Origin of the sequence: Kribbella sp. VKM Ac-2571 (assembly GCF_004362255.1) — a bacterium.
Classification (GTDB): Bacteria; Actinomycetota; Actinomycetes; order Propionibacteriales; family Kribbellaceae; genus Kribbella; species Kribbella pratensis.
The window spans coordinates 49,930-71,228 of the sequence record NZ_SNWS01000006.1 but is presented as its reverse complement, the minus strand read 5'-3'; the positions used below and the strand labels follow the sequence as shown (position 1 = coordinate 71,228).

At 69.0% G+C, this 21,299-nt stretch carries 24 protein-coding genes and 1 pseudogene; 19 read left to right on the top strand and 6 right to left on the bottom strand.

Annotated features, from left to right (window positions below; translation table 11 throughout):
- Together EV651_RS14955 and EV651_RS14950 are read right to left on the bottom strand one after the other, a co-directional pair.
- A complete protein-coding gene (locus EV651_RS14955) occupies nucleotides 1-891 on the bottom strand; it encodes a LysR family transcriptional regulator (protein WP_133785791.1) in 891 nt (296 codons plus the stop codon).
- Nucleotides 892-924: 33 nt separating this feature from the next.
- On the bottom strand, nucleotides 925-1,887 hold the full coding sequence (locus tag EV651_RS14950) for a zinc-binding dehydrogenase (RefSeq protein WP_133785790.1): 963 nt from the start codon (nucleotides 1,885-1,887) through the stop codon (nucleotides 925-927).
- A gap of 88 nt (nucleotides 1,888-1,975) precedes the next feature.
- On the opposite strand from EV651_RS14950, the gene EV651_RS14945 reads away from it, so the two are divergent.
- Nucleotides 1,976-2,407 carry a MarR family winged helix-turn-helix transcriptional regulator gene (locus tag EV651_RS14945; RefSeq protein WP_133785789.1) on the top strand — a complete coding sequence of 144 codons (432 nt, stop codon included), beginning with the start codon at nucleotides 1,976-1,978 and terminating at the stop codon, nucleotides 2,405-2,407.
- Here the strand turns inward: EV651_RS14945 and EV651_RS14940 are convergent.
- Nucleotides 2,404-2,892 (bottom strand): inorganic diphosphatase, encoded by a 489-nt coding sequence (locus EV651_RS14940; protein WP_133785788.1) that lies wholly within the window; start codon nucleotides 2,890-2,892, stop codon nucleotides 2,404-2,406. The two genes, EV651_RS14945 and EV651_RS14940, sit on opposite strands and share 4 nt — an antisense overlap.
- A gap of 50 nt (nucleotides 2,893-2,942) precedes the next feature.
- Here EV651_RS14940 and dacB point away from each other — a divergent pair, with 50 nt between their 5' ends.
- From dacB to EV651_RS14860, 16 genes are all read left to right on the top strand, one after another.
- Complete coding sequence (gene dacB / locus EV651_RS14935; RefSeq protein WP_133785787.1) at nucleotides 2,943-4,304, top strand: D-alanyl-D-alanine carboxypeptidase/D-alanyl-D-alanine-endopeptidase; 1,362 nt, start codon at nucleotides 2,943-2,945, stop codon at nucleotides 4,302-4,304.
- A gap of 29 nt (nucleotides 4,305-4,333) precedes the next feature.
- Nucleotides 4,334-5,428, top strand: a complete 1,095-nt coding sequence (locus tag EV651_RS14930) for a zinc-dependent metalloprotease (RefSeq protein WP_133785786.1) — start codon at nucleotides 4,334-4,336, stop codon at nucleotides 5,426-5,428.
- A gap of 7 nt (nucleotides 5,429-5,435) precedes the next feature.
- Nucleotides 5,436-6,440, top strand: coding sequence for a tRNA lysidine(34) synthetase TilS (gene tilS, locus EV651_RS14925; RefSeq protein WP_370352699.1), 1,005 nt, complete (start codon nucleotides 5,436-5,438; stop codon nucleotides 6,438-6,440).
- A 5-nt stretch (nucleotides 6,441-6,445) separates the two neighbouring features.
- The gene (hpt, locus tag EV651_RS14920; protein ID WP_133785784.1) at nucleotides 6,446-6,997 is read left to right on the top strand and encodes a hypoxanthine phosphoribosyltransferase; all 552 of its coding nucleotides are present in this window, start codon (nucleotides 6,446-6,448) and stop codon (nucleotides 6,995-6,997) included.
- A 174-nt stretch (nucleotides 6,998-7,171) separates the two neighbouring features.
- Nucleotides 7,172-9,223, top strand: coding sequence for an ATP-dependent zinc metalloprotease FtsH (ftsH, locus tag EV651_RS14915; protein ID WP_133785783.1), 2,052 nt, complete (start codon nucleotides 7,172-7,174; stop codon nucleotides 9,221-9,223).
- A 99-nt stretch (nucleotides 9,224-9,322) separates the two neighbouring features.
- The gene (gene folE / locus EV651_RS14910) at nucleotides 9,323-9,895 is read left to right on the top strand and encodes a GTP cyclohydrolase I FolE (RefSeq protein WP_133785782.1); all 573 of its coding nucleotides are present in this window, start codon (nucleotides 9,323-9,325) and stop codon (nucleotides 9,893-9,895) included.
- Nucleotides 9,896-10,035: 140 nt separating this feature from the next.
- Nucleotides 10,036-11,187, top strand: a complete 1,152-nt coding sequence (locus EV651_RS14905) for a S1 family peptidase (protein WP_133785781.1) — start codon at nucleotides 10,036-10,038, stop codon at nucleotides 11,185-11,187.
- Between the two features lie 137 nt (nucleotides 11,188-11,324).
- Nucleotides 11,325-12,122 carry a dihydropteroate synthase gene (gene folP, locus EV651_RS14900; RefSeq protein WP_133786092.1) on the top strand — a complete coding sequence of 266 codons (798 nt, stop codon included), beginning with the start codon at nucleotides 11,325-11,327 and terminating at the stop codon, nucleotides 12,120-12,122.
- Nucleotides 12,119-12,592 carry a nuclear transport factor 2 family protein gene (locus EV651_RS14895; protein ID WP_238156894.1) on the top strand — a complete coding sequence of 158 codons (474 nt, stop codon included), beginning with the start codon at nucleotides 12,119-12,121 and terminating at the stop codon, nucleotides 12,590-12,592. The genes folP and EV651_RS14895 overlap by 4 nt, the downstream gene beginning before the upstream one ends.
- A complete protein-coding gene (gene folB, locus EV651_RS14890; RefSeq protein WP_133785780.1) occupies nucleotides 12,589-12,978 on the top strand; it encodes a dihydroneopterin aldolase in 390 nt (129 codons plus the stop codon). The genes EV651_RS14895 and folB overlap by 4 nt, the downstream gene beginning before the upstream one ends.
- Nucleotides 12,975-13,532: a 2-amino-4-hydroxy-6-hydroxymethyldihydropteridine diphosphokinase gene (gene folK / locus EV651_RS14885; protein WP_133785779.1), complete on the top strand. Its 558-nt coding sequence runs from the start codon at nucleotides 12,975-12,977 to the stop codon at nucleotides 13,530-13,532. Before folB ends, folK begins: the two co-directional genes overlap by 4 nt.
- Before the next feature lie 2 nt (nucleotides 13,533-13,534).
- Nucleotides 13,535-14,056 (top strand): DUF3180 domain-containing protein, encoded by a 522-nt coding sequence (locus tag EV651_RS14880; protein WP_238156893.1) that lies wholly within the window; start codon nucleotides 13,535-13,537, stop codon nucleotides 14,054-14,056.
- A gap of 10 nt (nucleotides 14,057-14,066) precedes the next feature.
- Nucleotides 14,067-14,507 (top strand): hypothetical protein, encoded by a 441-nt coding sequence (locus EV651_RS14875; RefSeq protein ID WP_133785777.1) that lies wholly within the window; start codon nucleotides 14,067-14,069, stop codon nucleotides 14,505-14,507.
- A 21-nt stretch (nucleotides 14,508-14,528) separates the two neighbouring features.
- A complete protein-coding gene (locus EV651_RS14870; RefSeq protein WP_133785776.1) occupies nucleotides 14,529-14,924 on the top strand; it encodes a hypothetical protein in 396 nt (131 codons plus the stop codon).
- 24 nt (nucleotides 14,925-14,948) lie between these two features.
- A complete protein-coding gene (locus EV651_RS14865; RefSeq protein WP_133785775.1) occupies nucleotides 14,949-15,722 on the top strand; it encodes an inositol monophosphatase family protein in 774 nt (257 codons plus the stop codon).
- Between the two features lie 124 nt (nucleotides 15,723-15,846).
- Nucleotides 15,847-16,806, top strand: a complete 960-nt coding sequence (locus tag EV651_RS14860) for a hypothetical protein (protein ID WP_133785774.1) — start codon at nucleotides 15,847-15,849, stop codon at nucleotides 16,804-16,806.
- Between the two features lie 52 nt (nucleotides 16,807-16,858).
- On the opposite strand, the gene EV651_RS14855 is transcribed toward EV651_RS14860, so the two are convergent.
- Nucleotides 16,859-18,058: an NADH-quinone oxidoreductase subunit D gene (locus tag EV651_RS14855; RefSeq protein ID WP_133785773.1), complete on the bottom strand. Its 1,200-nt coding sequence runs from the start codon at nucleotides 18,056-18,058 to the stop codon at nucleotides 16,859-16,861.
- 26 nt (nucleotides 18,059-18,084) lie between these two features.
- On the opposite strand from EV651_RS14855, the gene EV651_RS14850 reads away from it, so the two are divergent.
- Nucleotides 18,085-18,573 carry a PH domain-containing protein gene (locus tag EV651_RS14850; protein ID WP_133785772.1) on the top strand — a complete coding sequence of 163 codons (489 nt, stop codon included), beginning with the start codon at nucleotides 18,085-18,087 and terminating at the stop codon, nucleotides 18,571-18,573.
- Nucleotides 18,574-18,584: 11 nt separating this feature from the next.
- Nucleotides 18,585-19,991, top strand: coding sequence for a PH domain-containing protein (locus EV651_RS14845; RefSeq protein WP_238156892.1), 1,407 nt, complete (start codon nucleotides 18,585-18,587; stop codon nucleotides 19,989-19,991).
- 104 nt (nucleotides 19,992-20,095) lie between these two features.
- Here the strand turns inward: EV651_RS14845 and EV651_RS41865 are convergent.
- Both EV651_RS41865 and EV651_RS14835 read right to left on the bottom strand, forming a co-directional pair.
- Nucleotides 20,096-20,737, bottom strand: a pseudogene (locus EV651_RS41865) (SAM-dependent methyltransferase); the annotation flags it as partial.
- Nucleotides 20,737-21,294, bottom strand: a complete 558-nt coding sequence (locus tag EV651_RS14835; RefSeq protein ID WP_133785769.1) for a 2'-5' RNA ligase family protein — start codon at nucleotides 21,292-21,294, stop codon at nucleotides 20,737-20,739. The pseudogene EV651_RS41865 and the gene EV651_RS14835, both read right to left, overlap by 1 nt.
- Nucleotides 21,295-21,299: the final 5 nt, after the last annotated feature.

The following is a 21,299-nucleotide window of genomic DNA, read 5'->3' as shown; positions in this document are numbered from 1 at the left end:
TCAGTCCACCACGACTTGTTGCCTAATGACCGTTAGGCCGGGGCTAACGGTCATCGCCCGGAGCACCGGGTTGTGCGAGTCGGTGCGCCATACGGCGGCGTACTGTGCGACCAGCGGTCGGCCCGCGAGCGGTCGCCAGACGATGTCCGGTGTGGCGGCGCGGCGGGATCCGAGGCTGAACGCGGAGCGTCGTACGAGGAGTGCCGACCGGAGTTGTGAGTGGCTCATGCTGATGTCGCTCAGCCGTACGCCGGTACCGATCCGGCGGATCGTGTCCTCGTAGAATTCGGGCGCCGCGGCGCGGGGGATCCAGATGAGCTCGAGTCCGGTCAGGTCGTCGAGCGTGAGCTCCGGCTGAGCTGCGAGCGGGTGAGTCGCGGTCAGGAGTACGCCGAGCTCCTCGTCGGCGAGCTGTTCGGAGGTGATTGTCGGAGGCAACGTCAGCGGGGTGCGGACCAGGCCGAGGTCGATCTCGCCGGCGTCGAGCATCCGGAGCTGGTCGGTGGTGGTGCCTGCTTCGAGGGTGACCGTGCTGGTCGGGAAGCGTTCGGTGGCGAGCTGTTCGAGGGCGGCGGGGAGGTGGCCGGGGATCCCGTTCAGCAGGCCGAGGCGGAGCACCGGTTCGTCCAGGCCGGCGGCCCGGCGCGTGTCCTTCAGCGCCAGGCCGGCCGCCTGGAGGGTTTCCCGGGCGCGGGCGAGCAGGACCTGCCCGGCCGGGGTGAGCTCGACGCCGCGGCTGTGCCGGATCAGCAGGGCGGTGCCGATCTCGCGTTCGAGCTGCTTGATCTGCTGGCTGAGCGTCGGAGTGGAGATGTACAGGCGCTCGGCGGCCTTACCGAAATGCAGCTCCTCGGCGACACCTACGAAGTACCGCAGCTGCCGAAGCTCCACCTGGCAATTCTATTCAGAGCTATCCAGGGCTATTCAGACAGTCGCGACGAGGCGGCCGAGGCTGGTGCGGGCGTCGAGGGTCTCGTGGATGCGGGCAACCTCTGCGAGCGGGTAGGTGGCGTGGACGATCGGGCGGAGCTCGCCGGACTGCCAGCGGCGCGTGACCTCGGCGATGTCGGCGCGGGCCTCGTCGGGACGGGCCTGCTGCCAGCCGTAGAGGGAGACGCCGGTGACGTTTCGCAGCTGCAGGCCGAGCGCCGGGATCGTCGGCACCTCGGTTGTGATGGCGCCGTACGAGACCATCGTGCCGAGTGGCTTGACCAGGTCGAGGCCCTGCGTGAAGACGGTGCCGCCGACCGCGTCCAGGACCGTGTCGACACCGTCCGGGGCGATCGCGCGGACCTGGTCCGGCCAGTCGGCGGCGGTGAGGTCGACGGGTTCGGCGCCGAGCTCGCGGATGAAGTCGAGCCGGTGCGCGGAGGACGCCGTACCGATGATCGTCTTCGGGGCGTGGGAGCGGGCCAGCTGGACGGCGAGGTGGCCGATGGTGCCGGCGGCGGACTGGATCAGGACCGTGCCGCCGGCCGGGATCCGGCCGGACTCGAGCAGGCGGAGGGCGAGCGGGGCGGCCAGCGACATCATCGTGGCCTCGCCCGCGTCCGCGTCGTCCGGGATCGATGCGAGGAAGCCCGTGTCCGCCACGGTGTACTCGGCGAAGGCGTCCACGGTGAGGGCGGAGACGCGCTGGCCGACGGCGACGCCGGGCGGGGTGCCGGGACCGAGCTCGACGATCCGGCCGACGACGTCGCCGGTCAGGGTGCCGGGCAGCTCGCGGTCCCAGGGGGAGCCGCCGCGGCGGAGAACGGTGTCGATCGCGTTCGCGCCGATCGCCTCGGCCTGGATCAGGACCTGGCCGGCGGCCGGTTCGGGGACGGCGACCTCTTCGAGCTGGAGTACGTCGGGACCGCCGTGGCGGTGGAAGCGCACTGCGCGCATGGGGCTGCTCCATATTCGTGGGGTGTATAAATAATGGGAGATTCCCACGATAACTCCACGCGTCGGCGTTGCCAATAGAGTTGGTGCGGTGAAGAAGTCGCCGAACCACCGGCTGTCCGACCACGTGCTGTTCGCGCTGGGGCGGTCGAGTCAGCACGCCCAGCGGCTGGTCCGGCAGCACATGACCGACGGCGGCGTCCGGACGCAGCACTATCACGTGCTCGCGAGTCTGTCCGACGACGGCGAGGCGGTGCAGGCGACGCTCGCGGACCGGATCGGGTTCGACCGCAGCGATCTGGTCACGCTGCTGGACGAGCTCGAGGACCTGAAGTTCCTGGCGCGGCGGGTCGATCCCGCCGACCGGCGACGGAAGATCGTCGCGATCACCCCCGCGGGTGAGCGGCACCTCGACGCGATGGACGAGCTGATCCGCGCCGCGGAGGCGGAGCTGCTGGAGCCGCTGACCGCGGCGGAGCGCAAGACACTGCTGGTGCTGCTCCGCCGCGTATCAGGTGACTAGTGGCCTTCGGCCTTGAGGCGGGCGAAGGAGGCGGTGATCTCGGTCTCGGCCTCGGCGCGGCCGACCCAGGTGGCGCCCTCGACGGACTTGCCGGGCTCGAGGTCCTTGTAGACCTCGAAGAAGTGCTGGATCTCCAGCCGGTCGAACTCCGGCACGTGGTGGATGTCGCGCAGGTGCTCCTGCCGCGGGTCGCCGGCCGGGACGCACAGGACCTTGTCGTCCGGCCCCTTCTCGTCGGTCATCCGGAACATACCGATCGCGCGAGCGCGGATCAGGCAGCCGGGGAACGTCGGCTCCGGCAGCAGAACGAGCGCGTCCAGCGGGTCGCCGTCCTGGCCCAGGGTGTCCTCGATGAACCCGTAGTCGGACGGATACTGGGTCGCCGTGAACAGCGTCCGGTCCAGCCGCAGACGGTTCGTCTTGTGGTCCAGCTCGTACTTGTTGCGAGTGCCCTTGGGGATCTCGATGAAGACGTCGAACTCCATACGGCAGATACTGTCACGGTTCCGACCGACCGATTGACAGGAGCAGCCCGGTGGCCCGACCTGCCCGTGCGGCATTCGTCACGCTCCTCGCCACGGCTCTCTGCGCCGGCCTGGTGAGCAGCGCACGCGCCGTACCCGGTTCAGTGCAGACCGCTGACCGGGCCACACAGCAGGCGCCGCCCGTTCTGACACCGGCGACCACCGAGGGAGCCGCCCCGACCGCGGCCGGCGTCGGTACGGCGCTCGCAGCGATCCTCAAGGACCCGTCGCTCGGCCCGCACCACGGGATCTACGTGTACGACGCCTCACGCGGCAAGCCGGTGTTCTCGCTCGGCGCCGCGACGCCGTACACGCCTGCCTCCACCTTGAAGCTGCTCACCACCGTCTCCGCCCTTGCCACGCTCGGGCCGGACCACACGTTCGCCACCAAGGTCGTGAGCACCGGCAAGGGGTCGATCGTCCTGGTCGGCGGCGGCGACCCGCTGCTGACCGCCAAAGCGTCCGCGAGAGACGGCTTCCCGGCCCGGGCCACGCTCCGGGCTCTGGCCGCGAGTACGGCGAAGGCGCTCAAGGCGCAGGGCGTCGCCTCCGTGACCCTCGGGTACGACGCCTCGCTGTTCAGCGGCCCGGCTGTCAACGCGAACTGGGAAGCGAACTACATCCCTGAAGGCATCGCCGCCCCCACCTCCTCGCTCTGGGTCAACGAGGGTCGGGTGTCGCCGGGCATGGCCAAGCGCGCGACCTCTCCGGCACTGGCCGCTGCTACGTCGTTCCAGAGGCTCCTGACGCAGTACGGCGTCAAAGTGGGCGTTGCCAAGGCCGCTGTGGCACCTGCCGGTGCCACGTCGCTGGCGCAGGTCAAGTCGCCGACGCTCGGCCAGATCGTCGAGTACGTGAACCTGCACAGCGACAACGACGGCGCCGAGGTGCTCCTGCGGCATGTCGGGATCGCGACCGGCAACGGCGGCTCGTACGCCGGCGGCGTCAAGGGGCTCCGGGCCACACTGACCAAGCTCGGCCTGGACGTCAGCAAGGCCCGCATCTATGACGGCAGCGGTCTGACCCGCGCCAACAAGGTCCCGCTCGACCTGCTCGCCGGTGCGGTCCGCGTGGCAGTGTCGAAGGACCACCCGGAGCTGCGGCACCTGCTGAGCGGTCTGCCGGTGGCGGGCTTCAACGGGAGCCTCAGGGAGCGGTTCACCTCGGCCGGCACCGGCACGGGGACCGGGCTGGTGCGTGCGAAGACCGGAACGCTGACGAACGTCCACAGCCTGGCCGGCTATGCGCGGGACCGCTCCGGCACGCTGCTCGTGTTCGCCATCGCCAGTGACAGCGTGCCGGTCCCGAAGACGCTCGACGCCCGCGCTGCGCTGGACCGCGCGACCGCCGCCCTCGCCAGCTGCGGCTGCTGAATGTTGGGACATGGCACTAGGGTCGTTGTATGAGCACGGCTGAAGGTGGGACCACGACCGAGATGGTCGACTGGCAGCTGGCGACCGGTGTGGCGCGGAAGCTGCTGCGCCCGGGCCCGGCGGTCAGTCGCGCGGAGGCGGACCAGGTGGTCGCCGAGCTGCGTCAGTTCGCGGCCGAGTCCGAGGGACACGTGCGCGAGTTCACCGGGCTGAAGGCCACGTCGGCCACCGCGCCGGTGATGATCGTGGACCGGCCCGGCTGGGTCCAGGCGAACGCGGACGGCTTCCGGACCGTGCTGCAGCCGCTGGCGGAAAAGCTGCGCGAGAAGGCGGAGCGGACCAACGGCCTGTCCTCTGCGGTCGGCTCCCGGGTGACCGGCATCGAGGCGGGTGCGCTGCTGGCCTTCCTGTCGTCACGGGTGCTCGGTCAGTTCGACCCGTTCTTCCCGGCGCAGCCCGACCCGGACCGTCCCGGTCTGACCGGCCGTCTGCTGCTGGTGGCGCCGAACGTCGTGCAGGTGGAGTCCGAGCTGGGCGTCGTACCGCGAGACTTCCGGCTGTGGGTGTGCCTGCACGAGGAGACGCACCGGGTGCAGTTCACCGCGGTCCCGTGGCTGCGGGACCACCTGCGGTCGGAGATCGCCCTCTTCCTGGACCAGGCGGAGCTGGATGCTTCGGCGTACGCCGCGATGTTCCGGGAGGCCGTGCAGCGGCTGGGACGGTCACTGCGCGGTGAGTCCGAGCTGAGCCTGGTGGACCTGATGCAGTCGCCGGAGCAGCGTGCCGTGCTGGACCGCCTGACCGCGGTCATGTCGTTGCTGGAAGGCCATGCCGACTTTGTGATGGACGGGGTCGGGCCGTCGGTCATTCCGACGGTGGACACCATCCGCTCCAAGTTCTCGTCGCGGCGGGCGAGCGGCAACCCGGTAGACCAACTGCTGAAGCGGCTGCTCGGGCTGGACGCCAAGCTGCGGCAGTACAAGGACGGTGCCGCGTTCGTCCGCAGGGTGGTCGACCAGGTCGGTATGGAGGGCTTCAACCGGGTCTGGACCGGTCCGAACACGTTGCCGACCAAGAACGAGATCGCGAACCCCGATGCCTGGGTCGCCCGACTCCACGGCTGAGCGCCTGGTGGGGGAGCGGCGAGGAAAGCTGCACCCCGCCGTCGCTCGCGCACGGGAGGCGGTCCGCGCGACATTGGCCGAGCTGCCGCACGGCACGACCGTCCTGGTCGCCTGCTCCGGCGGAACCGACTCGCTCGCGCTGGCGGCCGCTACCGCCTTCGAGGCGCCGAAGCTCGGTCTCCGAGCCGGTGCGGTCGTTGTGGACCACGGTCTCCAGGCGGACTCGGCACACGTCGCGGAGACCGCTGCCGAGCAGTGCCGAACGCTTGGGCTGGACCCTGTCCAGGTCCGCGTGGTCGAGGTCGGTACAGACGGCGGTCCGGAGGGCGCTGCGCGCACAGCGCGGTACGACGCACTTCGCGACGCGGCCGATGAGCTGGGCGCAGACGTCGTACTGCTCGCTCACACCCGTGATGATCAGGCCGAGACTGTCCTACTGGGGCTGGGGCGTGGCTCTGGTGCGCGTTCGCTGGCTGGGATGGCTCCGGTCGTCGGACGGCTGCGCAGACCGTTCCTGGAGGTGCCGCGGGCCACTACGGCTGCTGCGTGCATCGCGTCCGGGTTGCGGCCGTGGCACGACCCGCACAACGAGGATCCGCAGTACACGCGGGTCCGCGTACGGCACGAGCTCCTGCCAGTGCTGGAGGAGGCACTCGGGCCTGGTGTCGTCGAGGCGCTGGCTCGTACGGCGGGACTTCTCCGAGCGGACGCGGACGCGCTCGATCAGCTCGCTGCGGACGTTGCGGAGACCACACTGAGCCGCACCGAGGGACAGGTCCGCAGCGACATCGGCGTACTGGTCGAGCAGCCTGCAGCGATCCGAACGCGGGTCCTGCGACAGGCAGCGCTGGAAGCCGGTTGCCGGGCCACCGACCTCACTGCCGGCCACGTCGCGTCGGTCGACGAGCTGGTGACCGACTGGCGCGGGCAGCGCTGGATCGATCTCCCGCAGGGCATCCGAGCGGTCCGCACCGGCGGATTCATCATCCTCGGCCCTGATGTGACAGGCTGAGTCGCGTGGATGCGGCGGACATCGAGAAGGACCTGAACAAGATCCATTACACCGAGGACGAGATCCTCGCGAAGCTGCGGGAGCTGGCAGCGCGGATCGAGGCCGACTACGAGGGCAAGGACCTGCTGCTGGTCGGCGTCCTGCGCGGCGCGGTGATGGTGATGGCCGACCTGGCCAGGTCGTTCAGCCGGCACGTGGAGATGGACTGGATGGCCATCTCGTCGTACGGCTCCGGGACCAAGTCGTCGGGCGTGGTGCGGATCCAGAAGGACCTGGACACCGACATCACCAACCGGCACGTGCTGATCGTCGAGGACATCATCGACACGGGCCTCACGCTGAGCTGGCTGGTCAGCAACCTGGAGTCACGCAAGCCCGCCTCGCTGGAGCTGTGCACGGCCTTCGTGAAGCCGGACGCCGCCAAGATGCAGGTGCCGGTGAAGTACGTCGGCCTGGAACTGCCGGACGAGTTCGTCGTCGGGTACGGGCTGGACTACGCCGAGAAGTACCGGAACCTGCGCTGCGTCGCCACACTGGCCCCGCACGTCTACTCCTGATCCGCGCTTCAGGGCAGACTTGGTGACGGCCTGTACAACGGGTCGTACTGTCCATTGGTGACCCTCGTGCTGTGTTGTCTTGTGCGACACGAGACACTTGGACTGGTATTACCGTCACAAGCCCGCCACACCCGGGCCTGCCGAGCTAGGAGGGACGGGGCCTAGGCCTCGATCATGGACGTGAAGCGCATCTTCCGCGGACCCCTGTTCTGGATCGTCGTCGCCTTTTTGGGCGTCCTGGTGATCGGGCAGCTCCTGACCGGCTCGACCGGGTACAAGACCGAGCCCACCGGACAGGTAGTCCAGCTGATCCAGCAGGCCAAGTCGTCGAGCGACAAGACGATCAAGACGGTGACGCTGATCGATCCGGATCAAGAGATCCGGGTCGAGAAGACCGACGGCACCAAACTCCGGGCGCACTGGGTGGACGGTCAGGCCGAGAACCTCGGCAACGACCTGCAGTCGCTGTTCACCGACGGCAAGATCGAGCGGTACGACGTCGAGAACCCGAAGCCGAGCTTCATCGGTCAGGTGTTCTCCACGCTGATCCCGTTCCTGCTGATCGCCGTGGTGTTCATCTTCTTGATGAACTCCATGCAGGGCGGCGGCTCCCGGGTGATGAGCTTCGCCAAGTCGAAGGCCAAACTGGTCACCAAGGACACCCCGAAGACCACGTTCGCCGACGTCGCCGGGGTCGACGAGGCGATCGAGGAGCTGCAGGAGATCAAGGAGTTCCTGCAGGAGCCGGGCAAGTTCCAGGCGGTCGGCGCCAAGATCCCGAAGGGCGTGCTGCTCTACGGCCAGCCCGGTACCGGCAAGACCCTGCTGGCCCGTGCGGTCGCGGGTGAGGCCGGGGTGCCGTTCTACTCGATCTCCGGTTCGGACTTCGTCGAGATGTTCGTCGGTGTCGGCGCCTCCCGGGTCCGGGACCTGTTCGAGCAGGCCAAGACGAACGCGCCGGCGATCGTGTTCATCGACGAGATCGACGCCGTCGGCCGGCACCGCGGCGCGGGCCTCGGCGGCGGTCACGACGAGCGCGAGCAGACGCTGAACCAGTTGCTGGTCGAGATGGACGGCTTCGACGTCCGCGGCGGCGTGATCCTGATCGCGGCCACCAACCGGCCCGACGTGCTCGACCCGGCCCTGCTGCGGCCCGGCCGCTTCGACCGGCAGATCGCCGTCGACGCGCCGGACATGCCCGGCCGGCAAAAGATCCTCAAGGTGCACGCGCGCGGCAAGCCGATGGCCCAGGACGTGGACCTCACGGCCGTTGCTCGCCGGACGCCGGGCATGACCGGTGCCGACCTGGCCAACGTGCTGAACGAGGCGGCCCTGCTGACCGCCCGGTCCAACCTGCAGATGATCGACAACAGCATGCTGGACGAGGCCATCGACCGGGTCATCGCCGGCCCGCAGCGCCGTACCCGGCTGATGTCGGACAAGGAGAAGGTGCTCACCGCGTACCACGAGGGTGGTCACGCCCTGGTCGCCGCGGCGCTGCCGCACTCCGACCCGGTGCAGAAGGTGACGATCCTCCCGCGTGGCCGTGCGCTCGGCTACACGATGGTGATGCCGGACGAGGACAAGTACTCGACCACCCGGTCCGAGATGCTCGACAAGCTGGCCTACATGCTCGGCGGCCGCGCTGCCGAGGAGATGGTCTTCCACGACCCGACCACCGGTGCCAGCAACGACATCGAGAAGGCGACGGCGCTGGCCCGCGCAATGGTCACGCAGTACGGCATGACCGAGCGGCTCGGGGCGATCAAGTTCGGCCAGGACAACGGCGAGCCGTTCCTGGGCCGCGACATCGGCAGCCAGCGGAACTACTCCGAGGAGATCGCGGCCGCGGTCGACGAGGAGGTCGGCAAGCTGATCCTGAACGCGCACCAGGAGGCCTTCGACATCCTGGTGGAGAACCGGGCGGTCCTGGACCACCTGGTCGAGGAGCTGCTCGAGAAGGAGACCCTGGACAAGCACCAGATCGCCCGGATCTTCGAGCCGGTCGTCATGAAGGAGCGCCGGCCGGCCTGGACCGGGTCGTCGACCCGGGTCCCGTCCGACCAGCCGCCGGTGATGCCGGTCGGCAGCCGCGCCGAGCAGAACGGGCAGAACGGGCAGAACGGTTCGCTGTCCGACGTCCTGCCGGGCGGTTCCGTCGGCCCGGACGAGGCGATCCGTCCGCCGGACTACGGCAGCGGCCCGACCCCGCCGAGCCACCAGTGAGCTGACAGCTCGACGAACGCCGCCACCCTGACCGGGGTGGCGGCGTTCTCGTTTGCGCGGGGTAGCGTGCGAAGTTCCGTTGGCAGGAGGAGAGCCGGGATGGCGTCACCGAATTTCGACCACGAGCGCGCCGAGCGGGCGGTGCGCGAGCTGCTGTACGCGATCGGCGAGGACCCGGAGCGCGAGGGGCTGCAGGACACCCCGGCCCGGGTGGCCCGCTCGTACGCCGAGATCACCGCCGGGCTCGGTCAGCAGGCCGAGGACGTGCTGACGACCACGTTCGCGCTCGAGCACGACGAGATGATCCTGGTGAAGGACATCGAGGTCTGGAGCCTGTGCGAGCACCATCTGGTGCCGTTCACGGGCGTCGCGCACGTCGGCTACATCCCGAGCCGCGACGGTCGGGTGACCGGGTTGTCGAAGCTCGCCCGGCTGGTCGACGTGTACTCGAAACGGCTGCAGGTCCAGGAACGGCTGACCACCCAGATCGCCGAGTCCCTGGTGGAGATCCTCCAGCCGCGCGGCGTGATCGTGGTGATCGAGTGCGAGCACCTCTGCATGACCATGCGCGGCGTCCGGAAACCGGGCGCCAAGACGATCACCTCCGCCGTCCGCGGCCAGCTCCGCAACCCGGTCACCCGCGCCGAGGCAATGAGCCTCATCGTTGGCTAGGGGTGGACCCCGTAGCCCGGGCGAGGCTGTGGTCGTTGAAGTTTGAGAGTCCGGCACTATGGACATTCTGTGGCTGAGCGTTTACTTTCCGTAGTGGTGCTTGGCCAACGGGGACCAGGTGCCGGTGTGAGGAGGACAGGATGTCGGGGCGTTTCCGGGTCGGCGCCGCTCTTGCCGGGGTCGTCGTCCTGACGGCCGGCGGGCTGGCCGCTGCGAACTGGGCCACCGCGGACACGCGGAACAAGACCGGACCTCAGACCGCGCACCAGAAGCAGGCCGCGAAGACGGGCGTGGACCCCCTGGTCGCCGAGACCTTGGATTCGCAGCTCGGCTCCGACTCGGGTGTCGTGGGCAGCTACTACGACGACTCCGGCGAGCTGATCGTCGCGGTCTCCGACCTGTCGACGGCCGCCCTCGTCCGCCGGATCGGCGCGGTCCCGCGGCTGGTCAAGTTCACTGCCAAGCAGCTGAACGCCGTACAGGGCGAACTGAACCGGCTGGCCGTCACGTCGAGCGCCGGCAAGGTGCGGTCGTGGTACGTCGACCCCGTGTCGGGGACCGTCGTGGTCTCGGTGCCGCGAGGCGCACACGACTCGATCACCGAGCGGTTCCTGTCCCGCGCGCTCGCGAACGGCGAGCGGGTCACCCTGCGCCAGGTGTCGGGGACGGTCCGGACGACCGCGGACGATTTCAGCCTGCGCGGCGGCGTACAGGTCACCAAGAACACCGGGTACGTGTGCTCGCTCGGCTTCAACGCCCGGACCCGCAAGGGCAACCGGATCTTCCTGACCGCGGGGCACTGCACGGCCGGCAAGCCGTCGTTCTCCCGTAACGGGTACATCCTCGGCAACACGTCGACCTCGAGCTTCCCCGGGCACGACTTCGGGTCGGTCGGCGTGATCGAGGGCTGGGACCAGCAGGGGTACGTCGAGGGCTGGGGCAACGGGAACGTCGCGGTCAAGGGGATCGCGGATGCCACCGTCGGCTCCACGCTCTGCAAGTCGGGCAAGAGCACCGGGTGGACCTGCGGACGGATCGTCGCCCGCAACGTGACGGTCAACTACGGGAACAACCGCGTGGTCCGCGGCCTGTTCCAGCACACCGCGTGCGTCGAGGCGGGTGACTCCGGCGGCGCCAGCATGACCGGGAACTACGCCCAGGGCATCACCAGCGGGGCCGCGCTGATCGACGGGCAGTGCCTGGAGAAGTACGGGCAGACCAACGAGTCGTACGCCCAACCCATCGCCCCGGCGCTCCAGTCGACCAAGTCCCGCCTGATCCTCGCGAACTGATCAATCACCCCTTCCCCGCTCACCGGAAATCGGCGGCGGGTTGTTGGGGTGGGGGCGGGGGCTACTACGGTGTGTGGGTGAGAACTGAGCCGTGGGGTCACGTGGACGGGTTGCCGGTGCTGGACCGGTGTCTCGTCATGGGTGTCGTGAACGTGACGCCGGACTCGTTCTCGGACGGCGGCGAATGGTTCGAGCCGAGCGCCGCGATCAAGCACGGCCGCGAACTGCTGGCCCAGGGTGCCGATCTGCTCGACGTGGGCGGTGAATCGACCCGCCCGCGGGCCGTGCGACCGTCCCAGGACGAGGAGATCCGCCGGGTGCTCCCGGTCGTCGAGGCCCTGGCCGCGGAAGGCGCGATCATCTCCGTCGACACCATGCGGTCCCGGGTCGCGGAACTCGTGCTCGACGCCGGCGCCACGATGATCAACGACGTGTCCGGTGGGCTCGCCGATCCGGACATGCTCCCGCTGATCGCCGAGCGCGGATCGCCGTACCTGTGCATGCACTGGCGCGGGCACTCGGTCGACATGCAGAACAAGGCGGAGTACGGCGACGTGGTGGCCGAGGTCATCGCCGAGCTGCGCGAACGCCTCGAGGCGATCAGCAAGGCCGGGATCGCGCTGAACCGGGTCGCCCTCGATCCCGGCCTCGGTTTCGCGAAGACCGCGGACCACAACTGGGAGATTCTGCGCCGGTTGCGGGAATTCGCCGTACTGGAAAGACCGTTACTGGTCGGTGCGTCCCGGAAGACGTTCCTCGGTAGGCTGCTCGCCGACGAGCAGACCGGTGAACCCAGACCGGCCGTACGACGAGACGACGCGAGCGTGGCCGTATCCGCCCTGGCCGCCGCCGCGGGTGCCTGGTGTGTCCGGGCGCACGCGGTGGCACCGAACGCGGACGCGGTCCGGGTGGCTGAGAGATGGGGAACTGTATGACGGACGGACCGCGGCAGGACGGTACTCCCAAGCGGCCGCCGAGCGCCCCGGTGCGGGACGTCGTACTGAATGCCAACACTGCCTTCTACAACGCGTTCGAGGCCGGTGACCTGGACCTGATGGCGGCGGTCTGGCTGCCGGAACCGGATCCGGTCTGCATCCATCCGGGGAACGCGGCGATCTACGGGTACGCCGAGATGATGCGGGCCTGGGCGATGATCTTCGCGAACACGCCGTACATCCAGTTCTTCCTCACCGACGTGCAGGTACGGGTGGATGAAGACGTGGCCTACGTCACGTGTACGGAGAATGTCCTGTCGTCGGGCGAGGGCGCCCCGGAAGACGGGTTCGCGGGCGGAAAAGCGCTCGCCACGAACGTTTTCCGCCGAACTTCTGGCGGCTGGCGGTTGTGGATCCACCATGCCTCACCGGTACTGTCGTCTGGGGGCCAACAGGAGGAGGCGGAATGAGTGGTCCCTTGCTTCCGCCTGACGTGATCGAGATCCGGGGCATCCGCGGTTTCGGGCGCCACGGGGTGTTCGACCACGAGCGGGCCGACGGGCAGGAGTTCGTCGTGGACGTCCGGCTGGAGCTGGACACCCGGGCCGCCGCGGCCTCCGACGACCTGGCCGACACCGTGAACTACGGGGTGGTGGCCGAGCAGGTGCACCAGGCGATCGAGACCGACCCGGTGGACCTGATCGAGACCCTCGCCCAGCGCATCGCCGATCTCTGTCTCGCCGACGAGCGGGTGACAGCGACGGCCGTGACCATCCACAAACCCTCGGCGCCGATCTCGGTGCCGTTCGACGACGTTGTCCTGACCGTGCAGCGCAGAGCCGGAGAATCCTCGTGACTGAGACCCCTAGTCCCCACGTCATCGACGCGGACACCCTGAGCGGCGGCCTGAAGCCGATCCGCCAGGTGATCCTGTCGCTCGGCAGCAATCTCGGCGACCGTGAGGCGAACCTGCAGGGCGCGATCGACGCACTGCGGGACACCCCGGACGTCGTGGTGGTCGATGTCTCGCCGGTCTACGAGACCGAACCGATCGGCGGCCCCGACGAGTCCGGTCCGTACCTGAACGTCGTCCTGCTCGCCGACTCCACCCTGGGCGTCGACCTGTTGCTCGAGCGGGCGCACGCGGTCGAGCAGGCGTTCGGCCGGGAGCGCAGCGTGCCGGGCGCGCCGCGGACCCTCGACGTCGACCTGATCACCTACGGGCAGAAGACGATCGAGACCGACGAACTGACGATTCCCCATCCGCGGGCGCACGAGCGTGCGTTCGTGCTGGCGCCGTGGCTCGACATCGAGCGGGACGCCGTACTGCCGGGCCACGGCCCGGTCGCGGAGCTGCTCGCCAAGGTCGGGACCGACGGTGTGACCAAGCTCGACATCGAGCTGCAGTAGTGGTGTCCGGCGGTACCGAGCCCGATCGGGCGCCTCGCAACGGCGACAAACCGGAGCCGCCACCGGGCTCGGTGCGGCCGACCTCACGGCGGCTGCTGGTCGCGATCGCCGTCCTCGGGGTCGCTGTCGGCGTGACGATGGTCAAGGCGATCGAGGCCGGCGGCGGTGTCGCGCCGGCCGTGTCCTGGCTGACGTTGATCGCCTGGGCGTTCCTGGCGGCGCTGCTGTTCGCCGCGGCCCGCAACACCCACCAGCGGGTCCAGGTACGGCGGGAACGGATCGAACCGTCGCGCGCCGTCTTCCTGTTGATGATCGGGAAGGCGAGCGCCTTTGTCGGCGCGTTGTGCGCCGGTGTTTACGCAGGGTTCGCGTTAAGCTTCCTGCAGGCGATGGGCTCCTCCGGGCCTCGTAACCGTGTGATCATGGCCGGTGCCGCGGCTGTGGTCTCAGTGCTGGTCGTCACGGCCGGATTGTTGCTCGAACGTGCGTGTCGTGTGCCCGAGGACCCCGACAAGACCCCCTAACATGCGGTCCATGGGTTCCAGGGGTAGCCGCCGTCGAACCAGGACCACAGTTCTCACCGTCGCCAACGGTCTGCTGATCGTTGTCTGCCTGGGCGTGAGTATCGCGCTCTTCTCGCAGAATGCCTGGATTCTCCGGGCCGCCGCCGGTGGGGCTGTACTGGTCGCGATCGCTGCTGCCTTCCTGTTCCGCCACCAGTTGCTGGTCGAGCGGCTGGCACACTCCGACGAGCGCGCGCAGGTCGCGCAGGAGTACTCGCGGATCACCAGCGCCCGGGTCGTGGAGAACGCGGAGTTCGTCGACCTGATGCAGCGCCGGCTGGACAAGATCGACCAGCGCCTCGACAAGATCGACGAGGAGGTCGCGACCGTGGTGGCCGCCGGCGACAAGCATTCGCAGGCCGACGCCCCGACCGTCGTCGACCTCAAGCTCCGAGGCCTGGCCGCGTCCTGATCCCAGCCCCATACTGCGGTCATGGGGCTGGATGCGAGGTACCCGGCGGTGACGATGAACGATCCGAACGGCCACGTCACGGTCTACAACGAGGACCATCTGCCGATCGGGCAGCTGGGGCCGTCGCCGTACGAGTCTCCGTCGGTGAACGTGACGTGCCGGCGCAAGGCGTGGGACGACCTGTACTGGTACCGCCTGCTGAACCCCGAGGGCTTCCCGTTCCCGGCGGACGAGGCGTACGTCGGCGCCGACGAGACCCACGAACTGAACCCCGGCCAGCCGTACCCGATCCCGGACTGCGCGAGCGGCTGCCCGATCAAGATCGCCCAGGCGGCCGGCGCCGGACTCCTGGTGATCGGAGGCGCCGCTGCGGCCGCGGCCTGGCGTCGAAGGGCGAGATCACTCGGTACGGCGTAGCTGTTGTCGCGTAGGTTCTGAGGTGTGGATCTCGCGAAGCTGCTGAAAGTTGCCGGAGCTGCCGTCGAGCGTGGGCGGGCGGTGACACAGAGCCGCGCGGTCGGGGAGCTGACGTTCAAGGGCGACCGGGACATGGCCTCCGAGGTGGACTTCGCGGTGGAGCGGGAGGTGCGCGCCTTCCTCGAGCGGGAGACGCCGGAGATCGGCGTCCTCGGCGAGGAGGAGGGCGGCGCCACCGACGGGACGCGCTGGGTGCTGGACCCGGTCGACGGGACGGTGAACTTCATCCACGGCGTACCGCTGTGGGCGATCTCGCTCGGGCTGATCCACGAGGGCCGTGCCGTCGCGGGCGTGATCGACCACCCGGCGCTCGGCACGACGTACGCCGCGGCCGAGGGACTGGGCGCGACGTGCAACGGGAAGCCGATCCGGGGCAGTCAATGCGCCGACCTCGAGAACGCGTTGGTTGCCGTGGGCGACTATGCGGTCGGGCCGAACGCCGAGGCGGTGAACGTCGATCGGGCGGCGCTGACCCAGCGGCTGGTCCCTCGCGTGCAGCGCGTCCGGATGATCGGTACGGCGGCCACCGCACTGACCTGGACGGCGAACGGCTACTTCGACGCCCTGATCATGTTCTCCAACAAGCCCTGGGACACGATGGCCGGCGTAGCCATCTGCCGCGAGGCCGACGTCACCGTCCTGGACCTCGACGGCACCAACCACACCCCCGAGTCCCAAGGAGTCTTCGCCGTCGCCAACGGCATCCGCGAACCGCTCCAGGAACTTCTCGGCGGCTGAGGCAACTGGGAAATTTTTCGTCACCAGACGCACATTTGTTTCCCAGTTGCGGGCATCCGGCGTGCTGGGGGGAGTTGTCCACAGGGGGTCTGCGGCACTCGCCGAAATCCGTCACGCTGATGCGGTGGATTGGTGGTGGCGGCAACAACTCGACGACGAGGGCCTCGCGGTCCTGATTCACGAGCAACATCGCGTCGTGGCCCGTGCACAACTGCAGGCCGCCGGCGTGCCCGACGCCGAGGTACGGCGCCGGCTTCGCAGCCGCCGCTGGCAAGCGATCCATCCTGGTGTGTACGTGACACACACCGGGCCGGTCGGGTACGACGAGCAACTCGTGGCGGCGCTGCTCTACGCGGGGCCGGAGGCCGCTTGGAGTCACTACACCGCCGCAGAGCAATTCGGCCTGATCAGACCTGATGACCGGCGTCCGGTGTACGTGACGATTCCATGGCGCCGAAGGGTTCGCGCTCGCCCGAACCTTGTGATCACCCGGGACGCGCACTGGGAGGAACGCCTGGCTACGGTCATACCGCCGCGAAGCCGACCCGCCGAGGCGGTGCTGGAGATCGTCGGCATCTCCCGATCCTTGGACGCCGCGGCGGCAGTCGTCGCGGAGGCTTGCCAAAGTGGCAGGGTGAGGCCTGACCAGATCCTGGCCGCACTCGCTGACCGCCGACGGCTCCGCCACGGTTCCGCGCTGCGGCCGATCCTCGCGGACGTGGCGGAGGGCACGCACTCGTTACTCGAACTTCGGTACCTGCGGGACGTCGAGCGAGCTCACGGCTTGCCGACGGGGCAGCGCCAGCGGGCTGTTGACGGCGAGTTCACGGACGTCGCGTACCTGCGGTACGAGTTGGTGGTCGAGCTGGATGGCCGCTTCCATTTCGCGCCTGACCGGAGGTGGCGAGATCTCGATCGCGACAACCGTGCAGCCCTGAGGTCCGAGACGACCTTGCGCTACGGCTGGCTCGACATCACGAGTCGTCCGTGTGCGGCCGCCGCGCAGGTCCTGCAGGTGATGCGTCGCCAGGCCCCAACCCTCTCCGCCCGCACATGCAGCCGCCCGTTCTGCCCCGTTCGCTGAGGTTGCTGGGAAAGAATTCGTCAGCAGACGCACATTTGTTTCCCAGACACCGCTACTTGTCGATGTCGCCGACTACGAAGAACATGCTGCCGAGGATGGCGATCATGTCGGGGATCATGGTGCCGGGGAGCAGGGCGGGGAGGGCGGAGATGTTGTTGAAGCTGGCTGAGCGGAGCTTGAGGCGCCAGGGGGTCTTGTCGCCGCGGGACACCAGGTAGTAGCCGTTGATGCCGAGGGGGCTTTCGGTCCAGGCGTAGGTCTGGCCCTCGGGGACCTTGAGGATCTTCGGGAGCCGGACGTTGACCGGCCCGGCCGGCAGCGTGGACAGCTTGTCGAGGCAGGCGTCGACCAGGTCGAGCGAGACCTTCACCTGTTCGAGCAGTACGGCGAACCTGGCGAAGCAGTCGCCTTCGGGACGGGTGACGACGCGCAGCACGTCCTGCAGTTCGCCGTACGCGAGGTACGGCTCGTCGCGGCGGAGATCGGCGTCGACCCCGGAGGCGCGGGCGATCGGCCCGGAGACGCCGTACTGCGCGACCAGTTCGGGGGAGAGCTTGCCGACGCCGACCGTGCGGGCGCGGAAGATCTCGTTGCCGAGGATGATCTCCTCGATGTCGGGCAGCCGGGTCCGGACCGCGGCCGAGGCGGCAGCGGCGCGGCCGAGCCAGCCGTACGGCAGGTCCTCCTTCAGGCCGCCGACCCGGTTGAACATGTAGTGCATCCGGCCGCCGGACAGCTCCTCCATCACGGCCTGGATCGTCTCGCGCTCGCGGAACGCGTAGAACACCGGCGTGATCGCGCCGAGTTCGAGCGGGTACGAGCCGAGGAACATCAGGTGGTTCAGGACCCGGTTCAGCTCGGCCAGCAGGGTCCGCAGCCAGACCGCGCGGACGGGGACCTCGAGGCCCATCATCCGCTCGACCGCGTGCACGACGCCGAGTTCGTTGGCGAACGCGGACAGCCAGTCGTGCCGGTTCGCGAGGACGATGATCTGCCGGTAGTCGCGGACCTCGAACAGCTTCTCCGCACCGCGGTGCATGTAGCCGATGATCGGCTCGCAGCCGACGATCCGCTCGCCGTCGAGGGTCAGCCGCAGCCGCAGTACGCCGTGGGTCGCCGGGTGCTGGGGCCCGATGTTGAGCACCATGTCGGAGGTCGCCAGCTCCGAGCCGGCGCCGGTCCCACCCCGCTCGTACGCCGGGTCGAATCCAGCCGCTCCCGCGCCGACTCCCACGACTCTTTCCGTACTCATGACCACTATCGTGACAGGCTTTACCCGTGGACGACCTCTTCGCACCCTCGGATGTCAGTTGGACGCCGGTCTCGCCCAAGCTCGCCACGCTGCGCCGGCTGAACGCGGCGATCGTCGCAGGGCTGGTCGCGATCGCGGCGCTGGTCGTGCTCGGGCTGACTCTGAGCTGGCTGTACGGCGTACTTGCGGTTGTGCTGATCGCACTGCTTCTCGGCTGGGCGTGGGTGCTGATCGGCCGTAACCAGCGCTCCTGGAAGTACGCCGAGCGTGAGGACGAGCTGCTGGTCAGTCACGGAGTCATGTTCCGCGAGCTGGTCGTCGTACCGTACGGCCGGATGCAGTTCGTGGACGTGACCGCCGGGCCGCTGGAGCGGGCGTACGGGATGGCCACGGTGGAGCTGCACACGGCGACACCGGCAACCGACGCGAAGATCCCGGGGCTGCACCCGGACGAGGCCGGCCGGCTCCGCGACAGGTTGTCCGCTCTCGGACAGGCTCAGGCGTGGGGCCTGTGAGTCAAGAACCGGTGACACAGCAGACCGTCGAGGTCGTCGGCCAGCGGCTTCACCCACTCACCCCGTTCGTCAAGGGATGGGGGTACTTCGTCGTTGCGGCCGTCGCCCTGGTCAACAACGAGGGTCTGCGGAGCAACCTGACGGTCGCAGGCATCGGCCTGGCCGGTGTGCTCGTGGGCGGCATCCTGCTCGGCGCACTGTCCTGGTGGTTCACCAAGTGGCAGCTGACCGGCGATGCGATCCGGGTGGACAGCGGATTCCTGTTTCGCCGGACTCGGATCATCCGGTTCGACCGGATCCAGGCGATCGACGTGGCGCAGCCGTTCGTCGCGCGGCTGTTCGGTATGGCCGAGCTGCGGATGGACGTGGCCGGTGGCGGCAAGAGCGACGGCAAGCTGAGCTACTTCAGGTACGACGAGGCGCAGCAGCTCCGCACCACGCTGCTGGTCCGTGCCAAGGGCGAGAAGGCTGCTGAGCAGCAGGAGCACGATCAGCAGGCCGAGGCGACGGCTCCGCCGCTGCTGACGGTCCCGACCAACCGCCTGCTCGGTGCGACGCTGCTGTCGTCGACCGTTGTCGGTAGTGCCGGGGCCCTGGTCTGGCTGATCGTCGCGACCATGGTGCTGGACTTCCACATCGGTCTGTTCGCCGGTCTGCCCTTGCTGCTCGGTGTCGTGCAGCCGATCTGGAAGCAGGTCGTGGGGAACCACGGGTTCACGCTGTCGGAGTCCAGCCACGGTCTGCGGACCAAACGTGGCCTGTTCGACGTTCAGCGCCAGACAGTGCCTCCCGGCCGCGTGCAGGGCCTGCTGATCACCGAGCCGCTGATCTGGCGGCTGCTCGGCTGGTCCCGGGTCGAGCTGGACATCGCGGGCGTGGCCGGTCAGAAGGAGGACGGCGACGACGCGCTGGAGGGCGCACAGCTGCTACCGGTCGGCGAGCGTGCCGAGGTCGCCTACGTCCTCGCACGGGTGTTGCCTGGCTTCGACTTGAGCCGTATTCAGATGCACCCGGCACCGGAGCGCGCCAAGTGGCTGCGTCCGATCGGCTGGCGCTACCTGACGTACGGCGTCGACGACCAGGTCATGGTCACCACGCGCGGCTGGGTGAGCCGCCGTACGTCGATCGTGCTGCACCACAAGACCCAGTCGGTCCGGCTGGAGCAGGGACCGATCCAGCGGCGCCTGGGGCTGGCCAACGTGCATGTGGACACCCCACTGGGTCCGACCGACGCGACCGCGCTGCATCGTGACCAGGTGGAGGCTGCGGCGCTGGTGGCGGCTCAGGCGGAGAGGGCGCGCGAGGCTCGCCGTACGGTGGCTGCGTCGGTCGCCGTCCAGACCCAGCCGAACCCACCGAGCCCGGACGGGTCCAGCAACTCTGCAGCCTCCCCGGCTGACGAGAGCTCGGACAGGTAGCGCAGCGGCTCGGTCTGAGCCGACTCCAGGCTCGGCCGAGACCCGCTGACGCCCAAGGCGTGCAGGGCGTCTCGCTGGCTCACGATCGTGCCGCCGAGCGAGTCAAGCGCCACATGGGCCGTGATGTCGCAGCTGCCGTCGGCAACCGGCGAGCACTCACGACCCGAGCGGAAACCGGTCAGGGTTCCGTACGGCTGCCTGGTCGACTTCAGGTGCCCGTAGTCGATGGCGATCGCGACTGCGCCGTCCGCGAGCCGCCGCACCACGTCCTGCCAGGCCTCGTCCCGTGCCCTGCCGACCTCGGCCCGGTCCCCCGGCTCGCCAGGCCACCACTCCCGCAACCAGTCCAGGTCGTTGCCGTCCACAACGTCTCCCGGGGTCAGGTCGGCGGTCAGATAACGCGGTACGCCGTCCTCGTCCCACTCGACGACCTCACACGGGACGTTGTCGAGCCACTCGTTGGCGATGACCAGTCCGGTCAGGCGCTCGGGCAGCTGATCGTCCAGCTCGATGTCGACGACCGTCAGGCCTTCCGCGCGCAGGACCTTGCCCAGCTCACCAGAACCGGCGGCGATATCCACGACGTCGTCCACGCCGAGCTGACCCGCCAGGCGCGCGATGGCCTGCCCGAACAGCGCGGACGCGTGGACCGACGTACGGAAATGCGCAGACGGGCGCTCCCGGCGGTAGAAACCGCCGGAGCCGTAGAGAGCCCGCTGCCAGGCCGCTCGGAACGTCTCGGACATCAGGACCCAAGCGGTACGGCGTGGAGCTGGTGCCACACGCCCTTCGCGTCCTCGCGCCAGAGCTGCAGCTCGGTCAGCTGGACGGTTGGGGCCGGGGCGGCGGCCAGGGCGGCGTTCGCCTCGGCTACCACGGCCGGACCGCCCTGGGCAGACGACGAGATGGTCAGGTGCGGATGCGGGTCCGGGAACTCACCACCGTACGGCGGGCACTCGGGGAAGGCGTCGAAGACGGACAGGAGTATCGACTGCACCTTGTCGAACGGCTCCGGCTTCAGCCACGCCGTACCGTTCGGGAACTGACCCGCGGTCGGGAAGCTGAGCTCGAACGGCTCGATGGACGCGACTGCTGCCTTCAGCCGGGCCAGGTCGGTTTCGGTGGGCTCAGCAACCCAGGGGACCAGCACGGTCACGTGCGGCGGGATGAGCTCCGTCAACGGGACCTGTGGTCTCGCGGTCGACCGTGACACCGAACGCCAACGCTCTGTGTACTCCGCCAGCTCGGGAACTGTGATCAGGATCGCGGTCAATTCCGAACCTGCCGCCCACGCATCACTCACCCACA